The organism is Pseudoalteromonas sp. 1CM17D, assembly GCF_023161805.1.
GTDB lineage: Bacteria > Pseudomonadota > Gammaproteobacteria > Enterobacterales > Alteromonadaceae > Pseudoalteromonas > Pseudoalteromonas atlantica.
In genome coordinates, this window is the sequence record NZ_JALNTP010000003.1 from 368,314 (window position 1) to 386,776 (window position 18,463).

At 40.7% G+C, this 18,463-nt stretch carries 17 protein-coding genes and 1 tRNA gene; 16 read left to right on the forward strand and 2 right to left on the reverse strand.

Annotation, left to right across the window (positions count from 1 at the left end; translation table 11 throughout):
- Positions 1-91 precede the first annotated feature (91 nt).
- The 6 genes from MSC25_RS08180 (at position 92) to MSC25_RS08200 (ending at position 4,261) form a co-directional block, all read left to right on the forward strand.
- Positions 92-913 carry an EAL domain-containing protein gene (locus MSC25_RS08180; protein ID WP_248443138.1) on the forward strand — a complete coding sequence of 274 codons (822 nt, stop codon included), beginning with the start codon at positions 92-94 and terminating at the stop codon, positions 911-913.
- Between the two features lie 87 nt (positions 914-1,000).
- Positions 1,001-1,372, forward strand: a complete 372-nt coding sequence (locus MSC25_RS08185; protein WP_138577442.1) for an Hpt domain-containing protein — start codon at positions 1,001-1,003, stop codon at positions 1,370-1,372.
- Between the two features lie 11 nt (positions 1,373-1,383).
- A complete protein-coding gene (locus MSC25_RS20325) occupies positions 1,384-2,181 on the forward strand; it encodes a sigma 54-interacting transcriptional regulator (RefSeq protein WP_348983531.1) in 798 nt (265 codons plus the stop codon).
- On the forward strand, positions 2,111-2,779 hold the full coding sequence (locus tag MSC25_RS20330) for a sigma 54-interacting transcriptional regulator (protein ID WP_348983532.1): 669 nt from the start codon (positions 2,111-2,113) through the stop codon (positions 2,777-2,779). The genes MSC25_RS20325 and MSC25_RS20330 overlap by 71 nt, the downstream gene beginning before the upstream one ends.
- A 258-nt stretch (positions 2,780-3,037) precedes the next feature.
- Positions 3,038-3,568 carry a peroxiredoxin-like family protein gene (locus tag MSC25_RS08195; protein WP_248443140.1) on the forward strand — a complete coding sequence of 177 codons (531 nt, stop codon included), beginning with the start codon at positions 3,038-3,040 and terminating at the stop codon, positions 3,566-3,568.
- A 246-nt stretch (positions 3,569-3,814) separates the two neighbouring features.
- Positions 3,815-4,261, forward strand: a complete 447-nt coding sequence (locus MSC25_RS08200) for an Hsp20 family protein (RefSeq protein WP_004585880.1) — start codon at positions 3,815-3,817, stop codon at positions 4,259-4,261.
- A gap of 58 nt (positions 4,262-4,319) precedes the next feature.
- Here the strand turns inward: MSC25_RS08200 and MSC25_RS08205 are convergent, their stop codons facing one another.
- Entirely contained in the window at positions 4,320-5,876 is a 1,557-nt protein-coding gene (locus MSC25_RS08205) for a cryptochrome/photolyase family protein (RefSeq protein WP_248443141.1), read from the reverse strand.
- Positions 5,877-5,966: 90 nt separating this feature from the next.
- The gene (locus MSC25_RS08210) at positions 5,967-6,428 is read right to left on the reverse strand and encodes a globin (RefSeq protein WP_121637199.1); all 462 of its coding nucleotides are present in this window, start codon (positions 6,426-6,428) and stop codon (positions 5,967-5,969) included.
- Between the two features lie 376 nt (positions 6,429-6,804).
- On the opposite strand from MSC25_RS08210, the gene MSC25_RS08215 reads away from it, so the two are divergent.
- The 10 genes from MSC25_RS08215 to MSC25_RS08260 all read left to right on the forward strand — a co-directional run bounded on the left by MSC25_RS08215 (position 6,805) and on the right by MSC25_RS08260 (position 18,441).
- A tRNA-Met gene (locus MSC25_RS08215) sits at positions 6,805-6,881 on the forward strand.
- A gap of 280 nt (positions 6,882-7,161) precedes the next feature.
- Positions 7,162-7,617 (forward strand): ribosome maturation factor RimP, encoded by a 456-nt coding sequence (gene rimP / locus MSC25_RS08220; protein ID WP_004585883.1) that lies wholly within the window; start codon positions 7,162-7,164, stop codon positions 7,615-7,617.
- Between the two features lie 38 nt (positions 7,618-7,655).
- A complete protein-coding gene (gene nusA / locus MSC25_RS08225) occupies positions 7,656-9,155 on the forward strand; it encodes a transcription termination factor NusA (protein WP_004585884.1) in 1,500 nt (499 codons plus the stop codon).
- A gap of 25 nt (positions 9,156-9,180) precedes the next feature.
- A complete protein-coding gene (gene infB, locus MSC25_RS08230; protein WP_004585885.1) occupies positions 9,181-11,838 on the forward strand; it encodes a translation initiation factor IF-2 in 2,658 nt (885 codons plus the stop codon).
- 109 nt (positions 11,839-11,947) lie between these two features.
- Positions 11,948-12,355, forward strand: a complete 408-nt coding sequence (gene rbfA, locus MSC25_RS08235) for a 30S ribosome-binding factor RbfA (RefSeq protein WP_004585886.1) — start codon at positions 11,948-11,950, stop codon at positions 12,353-12,355.
- Positions 12,355-13,299, forward strand: a complete 945-nt coding sequence (gene truB, locus MSC25_RS08240; protein ID WP_248443143.1) for a tRNA pseudouridine(55) synthase TruB — start codon at positions 12,355-12,357, stop codon at positions 13,297-13,299. Before rbfA ends, truB begins: the two co-directional genes overlap by 1 nt.
- A 109-nt stretch (positions 13,300-13,408) precedes the next feature.
- Entirely contained in the window at positions 13,409-13,678 is a 270-nt protein-coding gene (gene rpsO, locus MSC25_RS08245; RefSeq protein WP_004585888.1) for a 30S ribosomal protein S15, read from the forward strand.
- A 500-nt stretch (positions 13,679-14,178) separates the two neighbouring features.
- Positions 14,179-16,305, forward strand: a complete 2,127-nt coding sequence (gene pnp, locus MSC25_RS08250) for a polyribonucleotide nucleotidyltransferase (RefSeq protein ID WP_004585889.1) — start codon at positions 14,179-14,181, stop codon at positions 16,303-16,305.
- Between the two features lie 140 nt (positions 16,306-16,445).
- The gene (gene nlpI / locus MSC25_RS08255) at positions 16,446-17,324 is read left to right on the forward strand and encodes a lipoprotein NlpI (RefSeq protein ID WP_029773956.1); all 879 of its coding nucleotides are present in this window, start codon (positions 16,446-16,448) and stop codon (positions 17,322-17,324) included.
- Positions 17,308-18,441 (forward strand): hypothetical protein, encoded by a 1,134-nt coding sequence (locus tag MSC25_RS08260; RefSeq protein ID WP_248443145.1) that lies wholly within the window; start codon positions 17,308-17,310, stop codon positions 18,439-18,441. Before nlpI ends, MSC25_RS08260 begins: the two co-directional genes overlap by 17 nt.
- Positions 18,442-18,463 lie beyond the last annotated feature (22 nt).

An 18,463-nucleotide genomic window follows, 5' to 3' on the forward strand; every position in this document is an offset into this window, starting at 1 on the left:
TGTTTATTTTTTATTTTGACGGGTCGTTTTGGTCTGCAATTTGCAATTTATGTAACAAGCTTACGGTGAGCCCTTATTTGTGGAGAAATTTATGAATGCTTTTAAAAGTTTAGAGCCTATCAATACGGTCAACATTGCACGCTGGCATGAACTTGAGCAAATTATGGCTCATGCAATAAAAAACCATTGTTTTAATATGGTGTACCAGCCGCTTGTATCTTTAACAAGTGGGCAATTAGTTGGATTTGAATCATTAGTGCGCTGCGAATCTTCACGCTATGGTGTTGTTGGCCCAGATGAATTTATTCCGCATGTAGAACAGTCAGGTATGATTTTAGATTTAGGTGATTGGATTTTTAAGCAAACCCTAAGCGATTTAAGCCAAATGAGAAAAATAGGTATGAATGATATAACTATTTCATTGAATATTTCGCCGGTACAAATTATTGAAGGGGATGTGTTTTCTAAAGTAATGAGCTTACTTGATAAGTATCAAATAGACCCCGCAGCTATAAAAGTAGAATTAACAGAAACAGCATTAATAAAAAGTCCGCAGCGTATTGCTAAAACATTTGAGCATTTTCATAAAGAAGGGGTAAAAATTTGGCTAGACGATTTTGGAACGGGCTATGCCTCTTTAGGCCTTTTACGGCAGTTTAATATTGATGGGCTAAAAATAGATCGCAGCTTTATAAGTGGCATTACAACGAACAATGAAGACTTTACCCTGTGTAGCGCAATTATTGCTATGGCGCAAAGACTCGGGTTAGAGACCATTGCTGAGGGGATTGAACAGCGCGAGCAATTACAAATATTAGAGCAGCTAGGGTGTGATGTAGCGCAAGGTTACTTACTCGGAAGACCAAGCAGTTTAGCTAATAATACGGCGACATGGGTAAAAATGTACACTTAACTTAATGTTTAGATTTGCAAAATGCGAAAAACGACTTACTCTAAAAGTATAAAAGCTTTGTATCACAATAATAAATAAAGGCCTAATATGCCAATACCTGAAGAATATATTGATAACACCATCACTCAAGCTCATGTGCTAGCGCAATTAGAGCAAGATGTTGGCTCACTCACTTTAGTAAGGCTGGTAAACTTATTTATTAATGAATTAGAAGAAATGCGAGTTCGTCTTAAAAATGCAATTGATGAGCAAGATGAAGATAATATTAAAGATATAATGCACGTACTTAAAAATTCTGCGGCGCTATATGGCGCATTAACTTTGGCAGCCCTTGCCAGTCAATTACATGATTACCCCCCCGTTACCATTGAAGAAAATATTCACGCTGCTCAGATCGTTCAACATAATCTAGAAAAAACCCACGCTGCATACCAAGTTATTGCTAATAATATTACTTAAAAGGCTCTGCCATGAACGATTCTCAAAAAAAATCACTGGTTTATATAGTAGAAGACAGCATTGCAAGCGGGGCTCTTTATGCGAGTCAATTAGAGCAAGCAGGGCACGAATGTAAACACTTTACCGATGGCTACTCGGCCTTGGTAGGTATAAAAGAGATGATGCCTGATGTCATTGTCCAAGATGTTTGTTTACCTGATATTAGTGGCTTAGAAGTGCTGCAGTTTGTTAAAAAGCAAGAAAAGCCCGCTAACGTAGTCATGATCACCTCAAATAGCTCTATTGATGTTGCAGTAGAGGCAATGCGTTTAGGTGGTTTTGATTTTTTAGAAAAACCGTTTTCAGGCCAGCGCTTAGTGAGCGCCGTAGATAGCGCGCTTTCGCAAAAAGCTCCTCCTGCAGTTAAAATTCAAGAACAAAAAGCGCAAAACACTTCCGGGTTTATTGGTGAATCGTTAGCAATGCAAACGGTGTTTAGGCTTTTAGATAGTGCAGCGCGAAGCAAAGCATGTGTTTTTATTACCGGTGAGAGTGGCACAGGTAAAGAGGTGTGTGCGCAAACTTTGCACGACACTAGCCCACGAAGTGAAGGGCCGTTTATTGCAATTAACTGTGCTGCTATTCCAGGAGAGTTATTTGAGTCAGAGTTTTTTGGCCATGTAAAAGGGGCCTTTAGCGGAGCGCTAAGTGACAGGAAAGGGGCTGTAGAAGTTGCAAACGGCGGTACTTTATTTTTAGATGAGCTGTGTGAAATGGAGCTCAACCTACAGGCTAAGTTATTGCGTTTTTTTACAAACGGGTGCGTTTAATCGGGTAGGTAGTAGCGAGGTTTTACACAGTAATGTAAGGCTAGTGTGTGCAACAAATAGAAGCCCTGTAGTTGAAGTTGCCGAAGGGCGTTTTAGAGAAGATTTATACTATAGGCTTAATGTTATTCCTGTAAAGTTACCTCCGCTACGCGAGCGAGCTGGCGATATAATATTGCTTGCAAAGCATATTTTAAAGCAAAAAAGTGAAAGTAACGCTAAGTTATTCCATCGCTTTTCAAAAGAAGTTGAAAACCTTTTTTGTAACTACGATTGGCCAGGTAATATCCGTGAGCTGCAAAATGTTATCGAAAATATCGTTGTTATCAACGAGGGTGAGGTAGTTGAGTTAGATATGTTGCCAAGCTCATTTGGTGTTAATTCTGCTATTCCAATCAAAAACAGCAGCTCGTCTCAATCTGCGGAGCAAATACAAACTAACTCGCTTATGGGCGTACACGACATAGAGCCCCTGTGGCAGGTTGAAAAAAGGGCAATAGAGTCGGCAATAGCCGTATGCGATGATAACATTCCACTTGCTGCGGCCTATTTAGGCGTAAGCGCCTCGACTATTTACAGAAAAATAAAAGGTTGGAGTTAGCTTTACGTTTCTTACTTACACCTGCTTGGTGTTTATACTGTGCTAATGCTACTTAAAAAGAGCAAGGTGCCTGTTTTATCTAACATTTTATTATTCTGCTTACAGCTTATAATTCTCCTAATCACATTAAACAAGGCTACTTAATAAAAGCGAGTCGCCTGCCATTTCGTTCTCAGTTACATTTTCATGGTTGAAATAAACAAAGATACCCTAAGCTCTATTACTACACCCTAAGTTTAATAGTAAAAGGAGATCATAATGAGTAACGTTAATTTACAGCCAGCGAGTGTAATTCAGCCTTTAGTGGTAAGCGATTTAGATAACAATGACGTGAATTTAGTTGACCGCGTAAGCAACAAACCTTGGAAAATGATAGTGGTGTACAGAGGCCAGCATTGCCCTAAATGTACCGAGCAACTCAACGAGCTTGCAACAATGCATGACGATTTTGCCAGCGCAGGTGTAGAAGTTGTAGCAGTAAGTGGCGATAGCGAAGAGCAGCTTAAAAAGCATCTTGAAAAAATAGACGTAAATTTCCCTCTTTATTACAATTTAACCATTGAGCAAATGACTGATTTAGGCTTATACATTAGTGAACCGCGCAGTGATGCTGAAACAGATCACCCATTTGCTGAGCCTTGTATTATTGTATTAAACGAAGACAACCAAGTACAGATGCTTGATAAATCAAATAGTCCATTTGTTCGCCCAAGCCTTAAGCAGGTGCTAGGCGGTATTAAATTTTCACGCGAAAACGACTACCCAATTCGCGGTACTTTTATTAAGTAACGTGTATTGAGTAATTTGATGAATATACGAAGAGGGCACTTTTTTGTGCCCTTTTTGATTTTTTTTCACTTTTTTAATTTAATTACTTGAAAACTATTTTACTGCCCATAAATAGTTTAGTGAGGACGCCTGATGGGTCCCAAAAAATACAGAAGTTATTGAAATTTATATTATTAATTTAATTATGTTGTACTTGTTCAAACGAAAAGTAACAACATTATATCGCTTAAATATGAGGATATTATTATGCGTACAGTAGACTTATCACCACTTTATCGTTCATTCATCGGCTTTGATCATTTAGCATCTTTAATGGATGCGGCAGCTCGTACAGACAAGCAGCCTAGCTTTCCTCCTTACAATATCGAAGCACTAGATAAAGACAAATACAGAATCACTATGGCCGTTGCTGGTTTTAGTGAAAATGAACTCACCATTGAGTCAGAGAACAACACTTTAAAAGTTGCAGGCACTAAACCAAACAAAGATGAAAATGAAGAGCGCAAGTTTATTCATCAAGGTATTGCGGAACGTAACTTTGAGCGTAAGTTTCAACTTGGGGATCATGTAAAAGTACTCGGTGCCGATTTAGCCAACGGTCTGCTTAGCATTGACCTGGAGCGCGAAATCCCAGAAGCACTTAAACCTCGTAAAATTGAAATTGGCGGTGGAAACCTAATCGAAGGTAAATAATCGCTAATAAACATTTTCCCTGATTGTAGCCGCCTCAACTGAGGCGGCTTTTTCGTTTTTATAACTCGTTTATATGCGTTAAATAATAATTTGCTTGGGCTAAGGTCTGCTGTTGAAGTTGGGGTGTTTGTTTATCCCAGTTTCTATAAACCATGCCAATGCGTGGGTTTTTTTCAAGTAATGCGCGGTGTTTATCCATAAATTGCCAATATAAGCTGTTGTAAGGACACGCCTTCTCACCTACTTTTTGCTTAACATCATAATGACAGTTTTTGCAGTAATCGCTCATTTTATTGATGTAATTACCACTGGCTGCATAGGGTTTAGTGGCGATAATAGCATCATCTGCAAATTGGCTCATGCCACGGGTGTTAGGCATTTCAACCCATTCAATGGCATCAATATAAACCCCTAAATACCACTGGTCGACTTCATTAGGGTCGATGCCTGTTAATAAGCAAAAATTACCAATGATCATTAATCTTTGAATATGATGAGCGTATGCGGTGTCTAAGCTCTGCGTTAATGCGTGGCTTAAACAGTTCATTTTTACATTACCCTGCCAAAAGTACTCCGGTAACGACTGGTTAGCCTGTAATTGGTTTTTTTGTGCATAGTCGGGCATGTTTGCCCAATATATACAGCGAACATATTCACGCCATCCTAGGATCTGCCTAACAAAGCCCTCTACTTGAGAAATCGAAATTGTGTCGGGATGAGCATTAAATTCGTCAATTACACGCCTAATAACGTACAGCGGGTGGATTAACTTGGCGTTTAAAGCAAATGATAAACGGCTATGGTACAAGCTGGCGTTATTTGTAACTTGGTCGGTCATTGCATCTTGAAACTGGCCGAAATTTTTTAGTAGGTGGGTACAAAAATACTCTAAACACGTTTTGGCTTGTTTGCGAGTGAGCGGCCATGGCAGCTGCTGAGGATTTATTTCACCAAAGTAATTTACGTTATGTTTTTTAAGTCTGCGAATGATAGAGCTTACATCGTTATTAAATAATTTTGGCGGGGGGATAGCGTTTAAATCTGCTTTTTTAAATTTGTTTCTGTTATTACTATCAAAGTTCCATTGACCTCCTTGCGGGCTACTCCCATCCATAAGAATAGTGTATTGCTTGCGCATAGCGCGATAAAAGTGCTCCATAGTCACATGTTTGTTTTTTTCAAACCGCTCGTTAATACGCTCAAATGGCAGCATAAAATGCTCGGTGTCATAGGCTTTAACAAGAAGATCAGACTCTTTTTTAAATTTACTTAGCTGTGCTTTGAGGCGAAATTCATCAGGGTATTGATAATGTATTTCACTGCAACGATACTGTTTGGCTATGCGCGTGAGTAAAACAGGCAAGGTTTTGTCTTGGTGGGTATCATCTAGGGTGAGGTGCAGTGTGCTGTAATCCGCGCTTTGTAAAGCTGTAGCAAAACGCTCCATCGCATAAAAAAAAGCACATAACTTTTGCACATGGTGCTTAACGTAATTGGTTTCTTGTTTTAACTCGGCAATTAAATAAAGCGTATCAGGCTCTTTTTCTTTAAACCACGAATGCGAAGCATTAAGTTGATCACCTAAAATTAGGCGCAACACTTTATAATGAGCCATAAACCACCTAAATTTAGTTGTACGTAAAAAGCGACAACGTGGATCTAGGTAGTTTGCTCATACGTGTATAAAAGCTGGAGCTTGTGTTACTTAAAGCTTACTTGAGCGAAGTTGAGTGATTTTTTGCTCAAGCGAAATAACATTTGTTTTGTTAAACAAGGTTGTATTAGCAAAACTTTCAAAATAACGAAGCGCTTTTTGCCAAGCAAATTGTGTTTGTGCGGTGAATAAACGCCCTAAGTGCTCGTTTAAGGTATCGTAAAAGGCATCGCACAGTAGCGATATTTCTTTTGGTGTAACGCCCATCTTTTTTAAGTATTGCAAGTGAAAGGTTAAAAATGGGGCAACTGAAGATGGGTTATCTAAATGCCTAACTATACGTTCTAAAACACAATATAAAATATAACTTTTTTCGTTAAAATAAGCGGCACTTGGGTACTGCATTGTTATATTTGACTCTTCAAGCTTTGCATGAAAGCGCGCGGTAAACGCATGAAAGTTTGGCTTAACTATATGCAAACTTTTAATTAACTGTGGCTGATAAGTATTCATTAGCAATCTCATTAAATTTTGTAATTTTTATTTTTATCCACATCGGTGAGCTTTTAGTATAGTGCGTTGCTCAAATATCGCACGTAATCTAAACGTAAAAAGCACAAAATTGTATCAGTTTTATGAATTTTAGATATTTTATTTATGAATATACGGCTTTTTACGTACATATTAGTGACGTTACGATTACCATTTTAACGTCTGCATAATCATAGTACATACTGGTGAAGCTTAAAATGGGGGTTCACTGATTTTATCAAACTTATTAGTTATTATGGTTGCTAATTACCCCGTATATCCTTATAATAGCCGCCATTGTTTAGCGGTTGATTAACCACTAACAGCGATATTGAATTTTAGGTTTAATATCTATTGGCGCGGGATGGAGCAGCCTGGTAGCTCGTCGGGCTCATAACCCGAAGGTCGTCGGTTCAAATCCGGCTCCCGCAACCAATTTTTATAGTAGGTATATCCTTACTAATTCTATATCGCGCATTCTAAGTAATGCGCGTTTTGCGTTTAAGCTAATGTAGTTTAATTTGGTCAGTGTAATGACCCGCTGCCAAGCTTGGCCTGAGGCCACACAGTTTTATGCTTTATTGGTGTGACGCCCCGCTTGGTTCGGGGCGTTGTTGTATCTGCACCATTGATTTATGGCTTTGTCATTAAATCAAAACTTAAACTCAGTATTTTAGGGCTATAAGCCCTTTTTTTGTTTGTATGGAGGATTTTCGTGACAAAACTTGAGCAAGATTTATTAACCATGCTTACGCCTGCAGTAGAAATGTTAGGCTTTGAATTACATGGTCTTGAGTTTGTACAAGCAGGCCGCCATTCTACCTTAAGGGTTTATATTGACCATGAGGATGGAATATCTGTTGATAATTGTGCGGATGCGAGTCGCCAAATTAGTGCGATTTTAGACGTCGAAGACCCAATTACAAACGAATATGATTTGGAAGTATCGTCTCCTGGTGTTGATCGTCCATTATTCAAACAAGATCACTACGAGAAGGCGCAAGGAGAGGAAGTACGCGTGCGTACTAAGCTTCCACAAGACGGTCGCCGTAATTTTAAAGGCGACTTAGTAGCAGTTAGCAGTGATATGATCACACTTAAAAGCGATGGCGAAGAGCACTTAATCATGCTTAGCAATATCGAACGTGCGAACATCATCGCAAAGTTTTAATTCGAGTGCGAAGGAATAGGGCAAGCGAGGCATTACCCATGGCAAAAGAGATATTATTGGTTGCTGAAGCCGTTTCCAATGAGAAAGCGGTTCCAAAAGAAAAGATTTTTGAAGCGTTAGAGTTCGCTCTAGCAACAGCGACAAAGAAAAAACACGATGGCGAAATTGAAGTACGTGTATCAATCGACCGTAAAACCGGTGATTACGACACGTTCCGTCGTTGGCAGATTGCAGAAGTTCAAGAAGATGGTTCTTTAGAAAACCCTTACAGCGAAATCACATTAGAAGCAGCTCAAGTTGAAGAACCTGACTTGCAACTGGGTGATTATGTTGAAGAACAGATTGAATCTATCAAATTCGACCGCATAACTACACAAATGGCAAAGCAAGTTATCGTACAAAAAGTACGTGAAGCTGAGCGCGCTTTAGTTGTAGAAGCTTATAAAGATCAAGAAGGCGAGCTAGTAACAGGTGTCGTTAAAAAAGCAACACGTGATGCAATCGTACTTGATTTAGGTAACAACGCAGAAGCGGTTATTTACCGTGACGATATGCTGCCACGTGAAAACTTCCGTCCAGGAGATCGTATCCGTGGTCTTCTTTACGAAGTTAAACCTGAAGCTCGCGGCGCACAGTTATTTGTAACGCGTTCAAAACCAGAAATGCTGATGGAATTATTCCGCATTGAGGTGCCAGAGATTGGCGAAGAAATGATTGAGCTTCGTGCTGCAGCACGCGATCCGGGTTCACGCGCTAAAATCGCCGTTAAATCTAACGACAAGCGTATTGACCCAGTAGGTGCGTGTGTTGGTATGCGTGGTGCACGTGTTCAAGCTGTATCATCAGAACTTGGTGGCGAGCGTGTTGATATCGTACTTTACGATGACAACCCAGCGCAGTTTGTTATTAACGCAATGGCACCGGCTGAAGTAGCTTCAATCGTAATGGATGAAGACACTCATTCAATGGATATCGCTGTAGAAGCTGATAACCTAGCACAAGCAATTGGTCGCAATGGTCAAAATGTTCGTTTAGCAAGCCAATTAACTGGCTGGGAACTAAACGTAATGACTGTTGAAGACATGCGCGCTAAAAACGAAGCAGAGTCAGATAAGTTAATTAACTTATTTACTGAAAACTTAGATATTGATGATGAATTTGCATCATTACTTATCAACGAAGGTTTCTCAACACTTGAAGAAGTAGCATATGTGCCTGCTTCTGAGTTTTTAGAAATCGACGGCCTAGATGAAGAAACGGTTGATTTACTGCGCTCACGTGCAAAAGATGCATTAACCACTAAAGCGCTTAAAACGGAAGAAAGCTTAGAAGGTGTAGAGCCTGCTGAAGACTTACTTGCGCTTGAAGGCTTAGAGCGTCATCTAGCATTTGTTATGGCAAGCAAGGGTGTAATTACACTTGAAGACTTAGCTGAGCAAGGTATTGATGAATTGGTAGATATTACAGAGCTAACACCTGAAAAAGCAGGTGAGCTAATTATGGCTGCACGTAATATTTGTTGGTTCGCAGACGAGTAATTTATTAACGGAGGTATTACACACTATGGCAGAAGTAAATGTTGAAAAACTAGCCGGCGATATAGGTACAACTGTTGATAAATTGCTTCAGCAATTTTCACAAGCGGGTATCACTAAAAAAGCAGGTGATAATGTAACTGAAGCTGAAAAAGCACAGTTACTTGATCACTTAAGCAAATCGCACGGTGGTACTGGTTCAGATGGCCCAGCACGTATGACTTTACAACGTAAGAGCAAAAGCACATTAAGTGTAACGGGCTCTACGGGTAAGGCAAAAGCTGTTCAAGTTGAAGTTCGCAAAACACGTACTTACGTGAAAAAGAGCGCAATGGAGCAAGAGCAAGAACAGCAACGTCTAGCCGCTGAAGAAAAAGCGCGTATCGAAGAGCAGCAAAAAGCTGCACAAGAAGCCGCTGAATTAAAAGCGAAACAAGAGGCAGAACGTAAAGCAAAAGAAGACGCTGATCGTAAAGCCAAAGAAGAAGCTAAACGCAAAGCAGATGCAGAGCGTAAAGCTAAACAACAGCAGATGACCCCAGAGCAAAGTGCTAAGTCTGAGAAAGATCGCATCGAAGCTGAGCGTCTGCAGAAAGAAGCAGAAGAGGCCGCATTGAAGAAAGCTGAAGAAGAAGCGAAACGTCAAGCAGAAGAGGCAAGAAAGCTAGCTGAAGAAAATGAAGCTCGCTGGAAAAAAGAAGAAGAAGAACGTAAGAAACGCGAAGAAACCGCGGATCACCATCTTACGACTTCTACTTATGCACGTGAGGCAGAAGATGTTGCCGATGCACGTGATGAGCAAGGTTCACGCCGCGCGAAGAAAAAGAAAAAAGCCCCAGCAAAAGATAAATTTGCAGGCGCTAAAGGCCGTAAAGGCAAGCTAAAAGCACCTACGTCATTGCAACATGGTTTCCAAAAACCAACTGCAGATGTTAAAAATGAAGTGCGTATTAGCGAAACAATTACAGTAGCTGAGCTTGCATCACGCATGGCTGTTAAAGGCGCTGAAGTTGTTAAAACAATGATGAAAATGGGTGACATGGTTACCATTAACCAAGTGATTGACCAAGAAACAGCACAACTTGTTGCTGAAGAAATGGGTCACAAAGTTATCATCGTTAAAGAAAACGAATTAGAGCAAACAGTACTAAATGACCGTCATGAAGATGGTAAGTCTGAGCCGCGTGCGCCAGTAGTAACTGTAATGGGTCACGTTGACCATGGTAAAACATCAACGCTTGATTACATTCGTTCAGCTAAAGTTGCATCAGGCGAAGCCGGTGGTATTACACAGCACATTGGTGCATACCACGTTGAAACTAACGGCAACATGATCACTTTCTTAGATACACCGGGTCACGCCGCGTTTACATCAATGCGTGCACGTGGTGCTAAAGCGACAGATATCGTAATCCTAGTGGTTGCAGCTGACGATGGTGTAATGCCACAAACTAAAGAAGCGGTACAGCATGCTCGCGCAGCTGGCGTTCCTTTAATCATTGCTGTAAACAAAATGGATAAAGAAGGCGCAGATCCAGATCGCGTTAAAAACGAGCTAGCTCAGTTAGACGTTATCCCTGAAGATTGGGGCGGCGATACGCAGTACGTTCATATCTCAGCTAAAACAGGCTTAGGTATTGATGACTTACTTGAAGCTGTTCTTATGCAATCTGAGCTTTTAGAGCTTCGTGCTCCATCAGAAGGCATGGCAGCAGGTGTTGTAATTGAATCTCGTCTTGATAAAGGACGTGGTCCGGTTGCTTCTATCTTAGTTCAATCAGGTACCCTTAACCAAGGTGATATCGTACTGTGTGGTCTTGAATACGGCCGTGTTCGTGCAATGAAAGACGAAAACGGTAAAGACATTAAATCAGCGGGTCCTTCTATTCCTGTTGAGATTTTAGGTCTATCTGGTATTCCGGCTGCAGGTGATGAAGCGACTGTTGTTAAAGATGAGCGTAAAGCGCGTGAAGTTGCTTTATACCGTCAAGGTAAATTCCGCGACGTTAAATTGGCTCGTCAGCAAAAAGCGAAGCTTGAAAACATGTTTACTAACATGGCTGAAGGCGATGTATCAGAAGTTAACGTGGTACTTAAAGCAGACGTTCAAGGTTCAATCGAAGCAATTTCAGACTCACTAACTAAGCTTTCTACTGATGAAGTAAAAGTGAAGATTGTTGGTTCTGGCGTAGGTGGTATCACCGAAACTGATGCAACACTTGCTGCTGCATCTAACGCAATCGTAGTTGGCTTCAACGTTCGTGCCGATGCATCTGCACGTAAAGTGATTGATACTGAAAACTTAGACCTTCGCTACTACAGCGTAATCTACGCGCTAATCGAAGAAGTTAAGCAAGCCATGTCTGGTATGCTTGCTCCTGAGTTTAAGCAAGAGATTATTGGTCTTGCTGAAGTACGTGACGTGTTTAAGTCTCCAAAAATTGGCGCAATTGCTGGTTGTATGGTTACTGAAGGTACTATTAAACGCAGCGCACCAATTCGTGTACTACGTGATAACGTGGTTATTTACGAAGGTGAGCTTGAGTCACTACGTCGCTTTAAAGATGACGTTCAAGATGTTCGTAACGGCATGGAATGTGGTATCGGCGTTAAGAACTACAACGATGTTCGCGTTGGTGACCAAATCGAAGTATTCGAAACAGTTGAAGTACAACGTACACTTTAATTGCTCGTAAACTAAGATTGTAAATGGGGGCTTTGCCCCCATTTCTGTATCCATTATTTAATTAACTTATTATTTTAATTCAGTAAGTTATGATTTTAGGAAAACAATCATGAGAGAATTTTCTCGCACTGATCGTGTTGCTCAGCAAATTCAAAAGGAAATTGCTGTAATTTTACAACGCGAAATTAAAGATCCGCGCTTAGGCATGGTGACAGTGTCTGCGGTAGAAGTATCGCGCGATTTATCTTACGCAAAAGTTTTTATTACGGTGTTTAATACCGAAGATGAAAACAAAGCAAAAGAAAGCGCAAAAATACTTAACGAAGCAACGGGCTATATCCGCTCGTTACTGGGTAAGCGTATTCGTGCTCGTATAATGCCTGAGCTTAAATTTGTAGTAGATAACTCACTAATGGAAGGGATGCGTATCTCAAACTTAGTGGACTCGGTTATTCGCGAAGATAACGCTAAACATGTTGATGATGAAACTGATAGCGAAGAAGGCACTAAAGACTAATGGCAAGACGCAGTAAAGGCCGTCCGATTGATGGTATTTTGTTGTTAAACAAACCTCAAGGCATTTCATCGAACAAAGCCCTACAGCAAGCTAAAGGTATTTATTTTGCCCAAAAAGCTGGCCATACCGGTGCGCTAGACCCACTGGCCACTGGCATGCTGCCTATTTGCTTTGGTGAAGCGACCAAGTTTACCCAATTTTTGCTCGATACAGATAAAACCTATGTGGTAAGAGCAAAGCTAGGTGAGCGCACAACTACCTCTGATTCAGATGGCGAAGTGGTTGAAACCCGTGATGTAAACGTTACCACTGAACAGTTAGCTGCAGAAATTGAAAAGTTTTTAGGCGAATCAGATCAGTATCCATCAATGTACTCAGCGCTTAAATATGAAGGTAAGCCTTTATATAAATACGCGCGTGAAGGCATTGAAGTACCGCGTAAATGCCGAAAAATAAACGTGTTTAGCTTAACGCTTGATGAGTTTGATGAAGCAAACAACGAAGTACAAATGACCGCCCATGTATCTAAAGGGACGTACATTCGTACCATTGTTGATGATTTAGGCGAAAACCTAGGCTGTGGCGCACATGTTATTATGCTGCATCGCTCAGCGGTTGGCCATTACCCTAAAGATAAAATGGTATCGCTTGAGCACCTTGAAACCTTATTAGCCAAGGCTAAAGAAGAAGAGGTTGCCCCTTCTACATACCTTGATGAATTACTATTGCCAATGGATAGTGCATTGGTTGATTTACCCGTTGTAGAAATTAGCAAAGAGCAGGGCGTTTCGTTTAGCCATGGCCAAGCATTAGTACTAGGCACTGATTTACCCGAAGGGGCAATTAAAGTTCTTGCTGATGGTGTGTTTATTGGCACCGGTGAGCGCAACCCTGACGGGCATTTAAAATCAAAGCGTGGCTTGTCTAATCAGCAACCCGAGTAAACTTTAACTTGTAGTTATTCTCATAGTTGGTAGAATACGCCCGCTTAATCGTTTTGGCTGAATTAGTGATCGGCTAAAGCACCTATTAAATTTAACTTTTGGAGTTATTATGTCACTAAGCAATCAAGAAAAAATCGATATCATTGCTAAATTTGCACGTGCTGAAGGCGACACTGGTTCACCTGAAGTACAAGTAGCTTTACTTACTTTTGATATCAACAAGCTTCAAGGTCACTTTGCTGACCACAAGCATGACTTCCACTCACGTCGTGGTCTGCTTCGTAAAGTAAGTACTCGCCGTAAATTGCTTGATTACCTTAAAGGTAAAGATATCTCGCGTTATACTGCGTTAATCCAAGAGCTTGGCCTACGTCGCTAAGAACTTGATTACGAGAAAAGGAGCTTTATAGCTCCTTTTTTTGTGCCTAAATTTAACGCTTCACACCCCATCGTTAATTTAACCTCCCTTTAATATAAATAACACCAACCTTGTGCTAGCACTTAATAAATAAGGCTAGGCAACGCTTGCAACCACTGCGTTAAAATTATCTTTAAGAACAATTTAATAGCGAATTATTCACCTAGCTATCTAAAGGTTTTTAATAGCTAAAAATTACACGCTTAATTAAACGCCTTTCTATAAAACAATTAAAAAATAATGTGGCAAAAGCGATTACGTTTTATCTTTGGGTAGGCTCGCAATTTTACGTCGCTTTGGTATATACTATGCGCGTAGATAAATAGGTTATCTGCAGTCATTAAAAATTTTGCCAATTGTAGTACTTAATTGATTTCCAACTGAATACAATTATGTACTGTAATTGGCCCTTTTAATGACACTTATTAATGAAATATAAAAACATTTAAGGAATATTTTAAGTGCAAGCAATTATTAAAGAATTTCAACTAGGTCAACACACAGTTACCCTAGAAACAGGTGCAATCGCACGTCAAGCTGACGGCGCAGTATTAGCAAGCATCGGCGACACGTCAGTATTAGTTACTGTCGTTGGTAAGCGTGAAGCTCAACCTGGTCAAGACTTTTTCCCACTAACAGTTAACTACCAAGAGCGTATGTACGCTGCGGGTCGTATCCCGGGTGGTTTCTTAAAGCGTGAAGGTCGTCCTAACGATGGCGAAACACTTATTGCACGTCTTATTGACCGTCCAATTCGTCCACTTTTCCCAAATGGTTTCGTAAACGAAGTACAAGTTATTGCAACCGTTGTTTCTGTAAACCCTGAAATCCAACCAGATATGGTTGCGATGATTGGTACATCAGCAGCACTTGCTATCTCTGGTATCCCATTTAGCGGCCCAATTGGTGCGTCACGCGTTGGTTACATCAACGGTGAGTACGTACTTAACCCAACACTAAAAGAGCTTGAAGAAAGCCAACTTGATTTAGTAGTTGCAGGTACTGATAACGCAGTACTAATGGTTGAATCAGAAGCTGACGTACTAGCTGAAGACGTAATGCTAGGTGCGGTTGTATACGGCCATGAGCAATCTCAAGCTATTATCAACGCAATTAACGAATTTAAAGCAGAAGCGGGCAAGCCTACATGGGATTGGTCTGCACCTGAGAAAAACGTATCGCTTGAAGAAAAAGTAGCTGAACTTGCTGCTGATAAAGTAGGTGAAGCTTACCGTATTACCGATAAAGTAGCGCGTAAAGAAGCATTAACTGCAGCAAAAGACGCTGTAATTGAAGCGCTTACAAGCGAGCTTGCTGAAGATGAAACACTTGATAAGCAAGAAGTAGGTAAAGTATTTGGTTCTTTAGAGAAGAAAATTGTACGTGGCCGCATCACTGCTGGTGAAAAACGTATCGATGGTCGCGAACCAGACATGATCCGTGCACTAGACGTAATGACAGGTGTATTACCACGTACTCACGGTTCTGCAATTTTTACTCGTGGTGAAACTCAAGCATTAGTTACCGCTACACTTGGTACAGAACGTGATTCACAGTTAATCGATGATTTAACGGGTACTCACAAAAACCACTTCATGCTTAACTACAACTTCCCTCCATTCTGTGTAGGTGAAACTGGTTTTGTAGGTTCTCCTAAGCGTCGTGAAATTGGTCACGGTAACCTAGCTAAGCGTGGTATTTCTGCTGTAATGCCTACACTTACTGAGTTCCCTTACTCAATTCGTGTTGTATCTGAAATCACTGAATCTAACGGTTCGTCTTCAATGGCATCTGTTTGTGGTACGTCACTAGCTCTTATGAACGCGGGTGTACCAATTAAAGCGTCTGTTGCGGGTATCGCGATGGGTCTTGTGAAAGAAGATGAGAAGTTTGTTGTTCTTTCAGATATCTTAGGTGATGAAGATCACTTAGGTGACATGGACTTTAAAGTAGCAGGTACTACTAACGGTATCACTGCACTACAAATGGATATCAAGATTGAAGGTATCACACAAGAAATCATGCAAATTGCGCTTAAACAAGCAAAAGCTGCACGTTTACACATTTTAGGTGTGATGGATGAAGCGATTTCTGCTCCTTCTGAAGAATTATCAATGTTTGCTCCTCGCATCTACACTATGCAAATTCCTGCTAAGAAGATTGCTGAAGTAATTGGTAAAGGTGGCGCTACAATCCGTCAACTTACTGAAGAGACAGGCACAACAATTGAAATTGAAGACGACGGTACAATTAAGATTGCTGCAACAGACGGTGAAAGCGCGCAAAACGCAATTACACGTATTGAGCAATTAACAGCAGAACTAGAAGTAGGTACTATCTACACTGGTAAAGTTGTACGTATTGTTGACTTTGGTGCGTTTGTAAACATTCTTCCTGGTAAAGATGGCCTAGTGCATATTTCTCAAATCAGCACAGAGCGTGTTAACAACGTAACTGACCACTTAAGTGAAGGTCAAGAAGTTAAAGTTAAAGTACTAGAAGTAGACCGCCAAGGCCGTGTACGTCTAAGCATTAAAGAAGCAATGGAATCAGCAGCACCTGCAGCTGATGAGTCAAAAGACGCATAATTGCTAAACTTTAACCCGTTAATATACGCGGGATAATAAAAAAGGGGCTGTTTAGCCCCTTTTTTTATGCTTTAATGAAACCTTATTAGACAAGGTCTGTCTTATTTTTATTGCGATATATCTTGGTATTAAGGATTTTAATGATACTCAAACATTTAGCTTTGGCATCTTTTGCTATTTTGTCTTTAAGCGCTTGCCAAACCACGACTGAATCAAAACCTACGCCGATTGTTAATGTGCCTTTTACTGCACCCCTTGCATCTGACTTTAGAAGTGAAATTGCGATTGCACGTTACTCTGAGCTATTAAATCGAGCCGATTTAAGTACCGAGCAACAAGCTAAGCTTTATTATGACCGTGGGGTATTATTTGATAGCTTAGGAATGACCACGTTATCGCGCATTGATTTTAACCGCGCTATAAAACTAAAGCCTGATTTAGCTGAGGTGTATAACTTTTTAGGTATTCAGCACACTTTAATGCAGCAATACGAAAAAGCGTATGAGTTTTTTGACTCAGCCCTTGAGCTTAATGAAGAGCATGAATACGCTTATTTAAACCGTGGCATTGCACTGTATTATGGTGAAAGAGCAAATCTAGCGCAAAGTGACTTTGATGAGTTTTTAGCGCGTTCACCCAACGATCCTTACCGTGTTTTATGGCTTTACCTTGCACAGTCGCAAGAGGATAAACAACAAGCATTAGCGGCTCTTAAAACAAATGCTGCAGCCCTTGATGAATCGCAATGGGCGTATCAGCTAATTTCGCTTTATACCGGCGATATGAGTGAGCATACGTTTTTATCGGGTATTAGCGAGGGCGTTAAGTCAGAGCAAGAATACGCACAGCGCTTGTGCGAGGCGTACTTTTATTTAGCCAAAATGCATCAAGCAGCCGGTGAGCAGTTTTTAGCTGCTGATTACTTTAGGTTGGCATTATCCACTAATGTGCATGAGTTTATTGAATACAAATATGCACGTTTAGAGCTTGAGCTTATGGCTGGTGCAGACGCTAGTTAAATACCTGTGTTATCTGATTGGTTTGCTATTTAGCCTGCTTATTGCAGGCTCTAGTAACCAGTTAAGCAGCATTAGCTTTTGGCATGTACTTCACGCTCAGGCTAATCCGCTGCAAAGTTATTGGCAATTTCCCCGTTACTTTGCAAATAATATTGCGCATCTTCCCGAGCTGACCTTAGGCTTTTTAGCGCGTAAAAATATCCCATCAGCTCAGTACAATTATTCTTTAAAGCTGATTAATGCAAGCAAAAACGAGCAAGCAAAGTTATTTTGGCTACAAAGTATAGAGCATGTTGGGCACAACAAGCGCCAACAACTCGCGCATGCTCTTTTAAAGCAAGGTCGCTGGAATGACCTTCAACTATTGTTAGCTCAAAACTTACTGCCTAAAGGCGCAGTATTTAACCATTTAGCGCTGCACAAAGGGAGTGACTATGAGCAAGTTTCGCCTTCCTTTTTACATCAACTTGGTTTTGCAGCGTTAAATTCACGCCCGCCGATTAACAATAGCTGTAGTTACAATGTGCTGCTATTAGGTGTAAATAGAGAAGCCTTGTTTAAGTTATCAAGTTTTGCCGCGCAGTATAATAAAAAACCTGAGCCGCAAAGCGGGGCGTATTGCTTAAGTAAACCGGTTTACGCTGGGGGCGCAATTGACTGCGCTCCCACCTCGGACATGGCTAATTGCTTATGGCAAAACGCGCACTTAAAAGCGCAGTCTACTAACGGCTATGACTACACTGTAATTATGGGTACGAGCGGCAGCGCCAATGTAACAGGTAAAAAAATGCAGCTAAGTACCCAAGCAAACTATAATGTATTTTTGCATGAGCTAATGCACTTTAGTGGTTTTGAAGATGAATATACGCTGCCTATTTCTAAACAGCGCTGGTTGTGTAAACGCCAAGGATACGTAGCCCCAAATTTATATATTTCGCAAGGTGAGGCTGCGCCAAATGGATGGCACAAAAGCTTAAGTTGCCAGCAAGGCGGCGTGGCATATAAGCCAACTAAGCAATGGTCAATTATGCAGTATCAACAACTAGGTTTATCAAAGCGGTACAGGGCTTTGTGGGTTGATCAAATCAATGCTGCTAAAACCGCTCAGCTTGATTAAATTTAAATCGATTAGGCTTGCT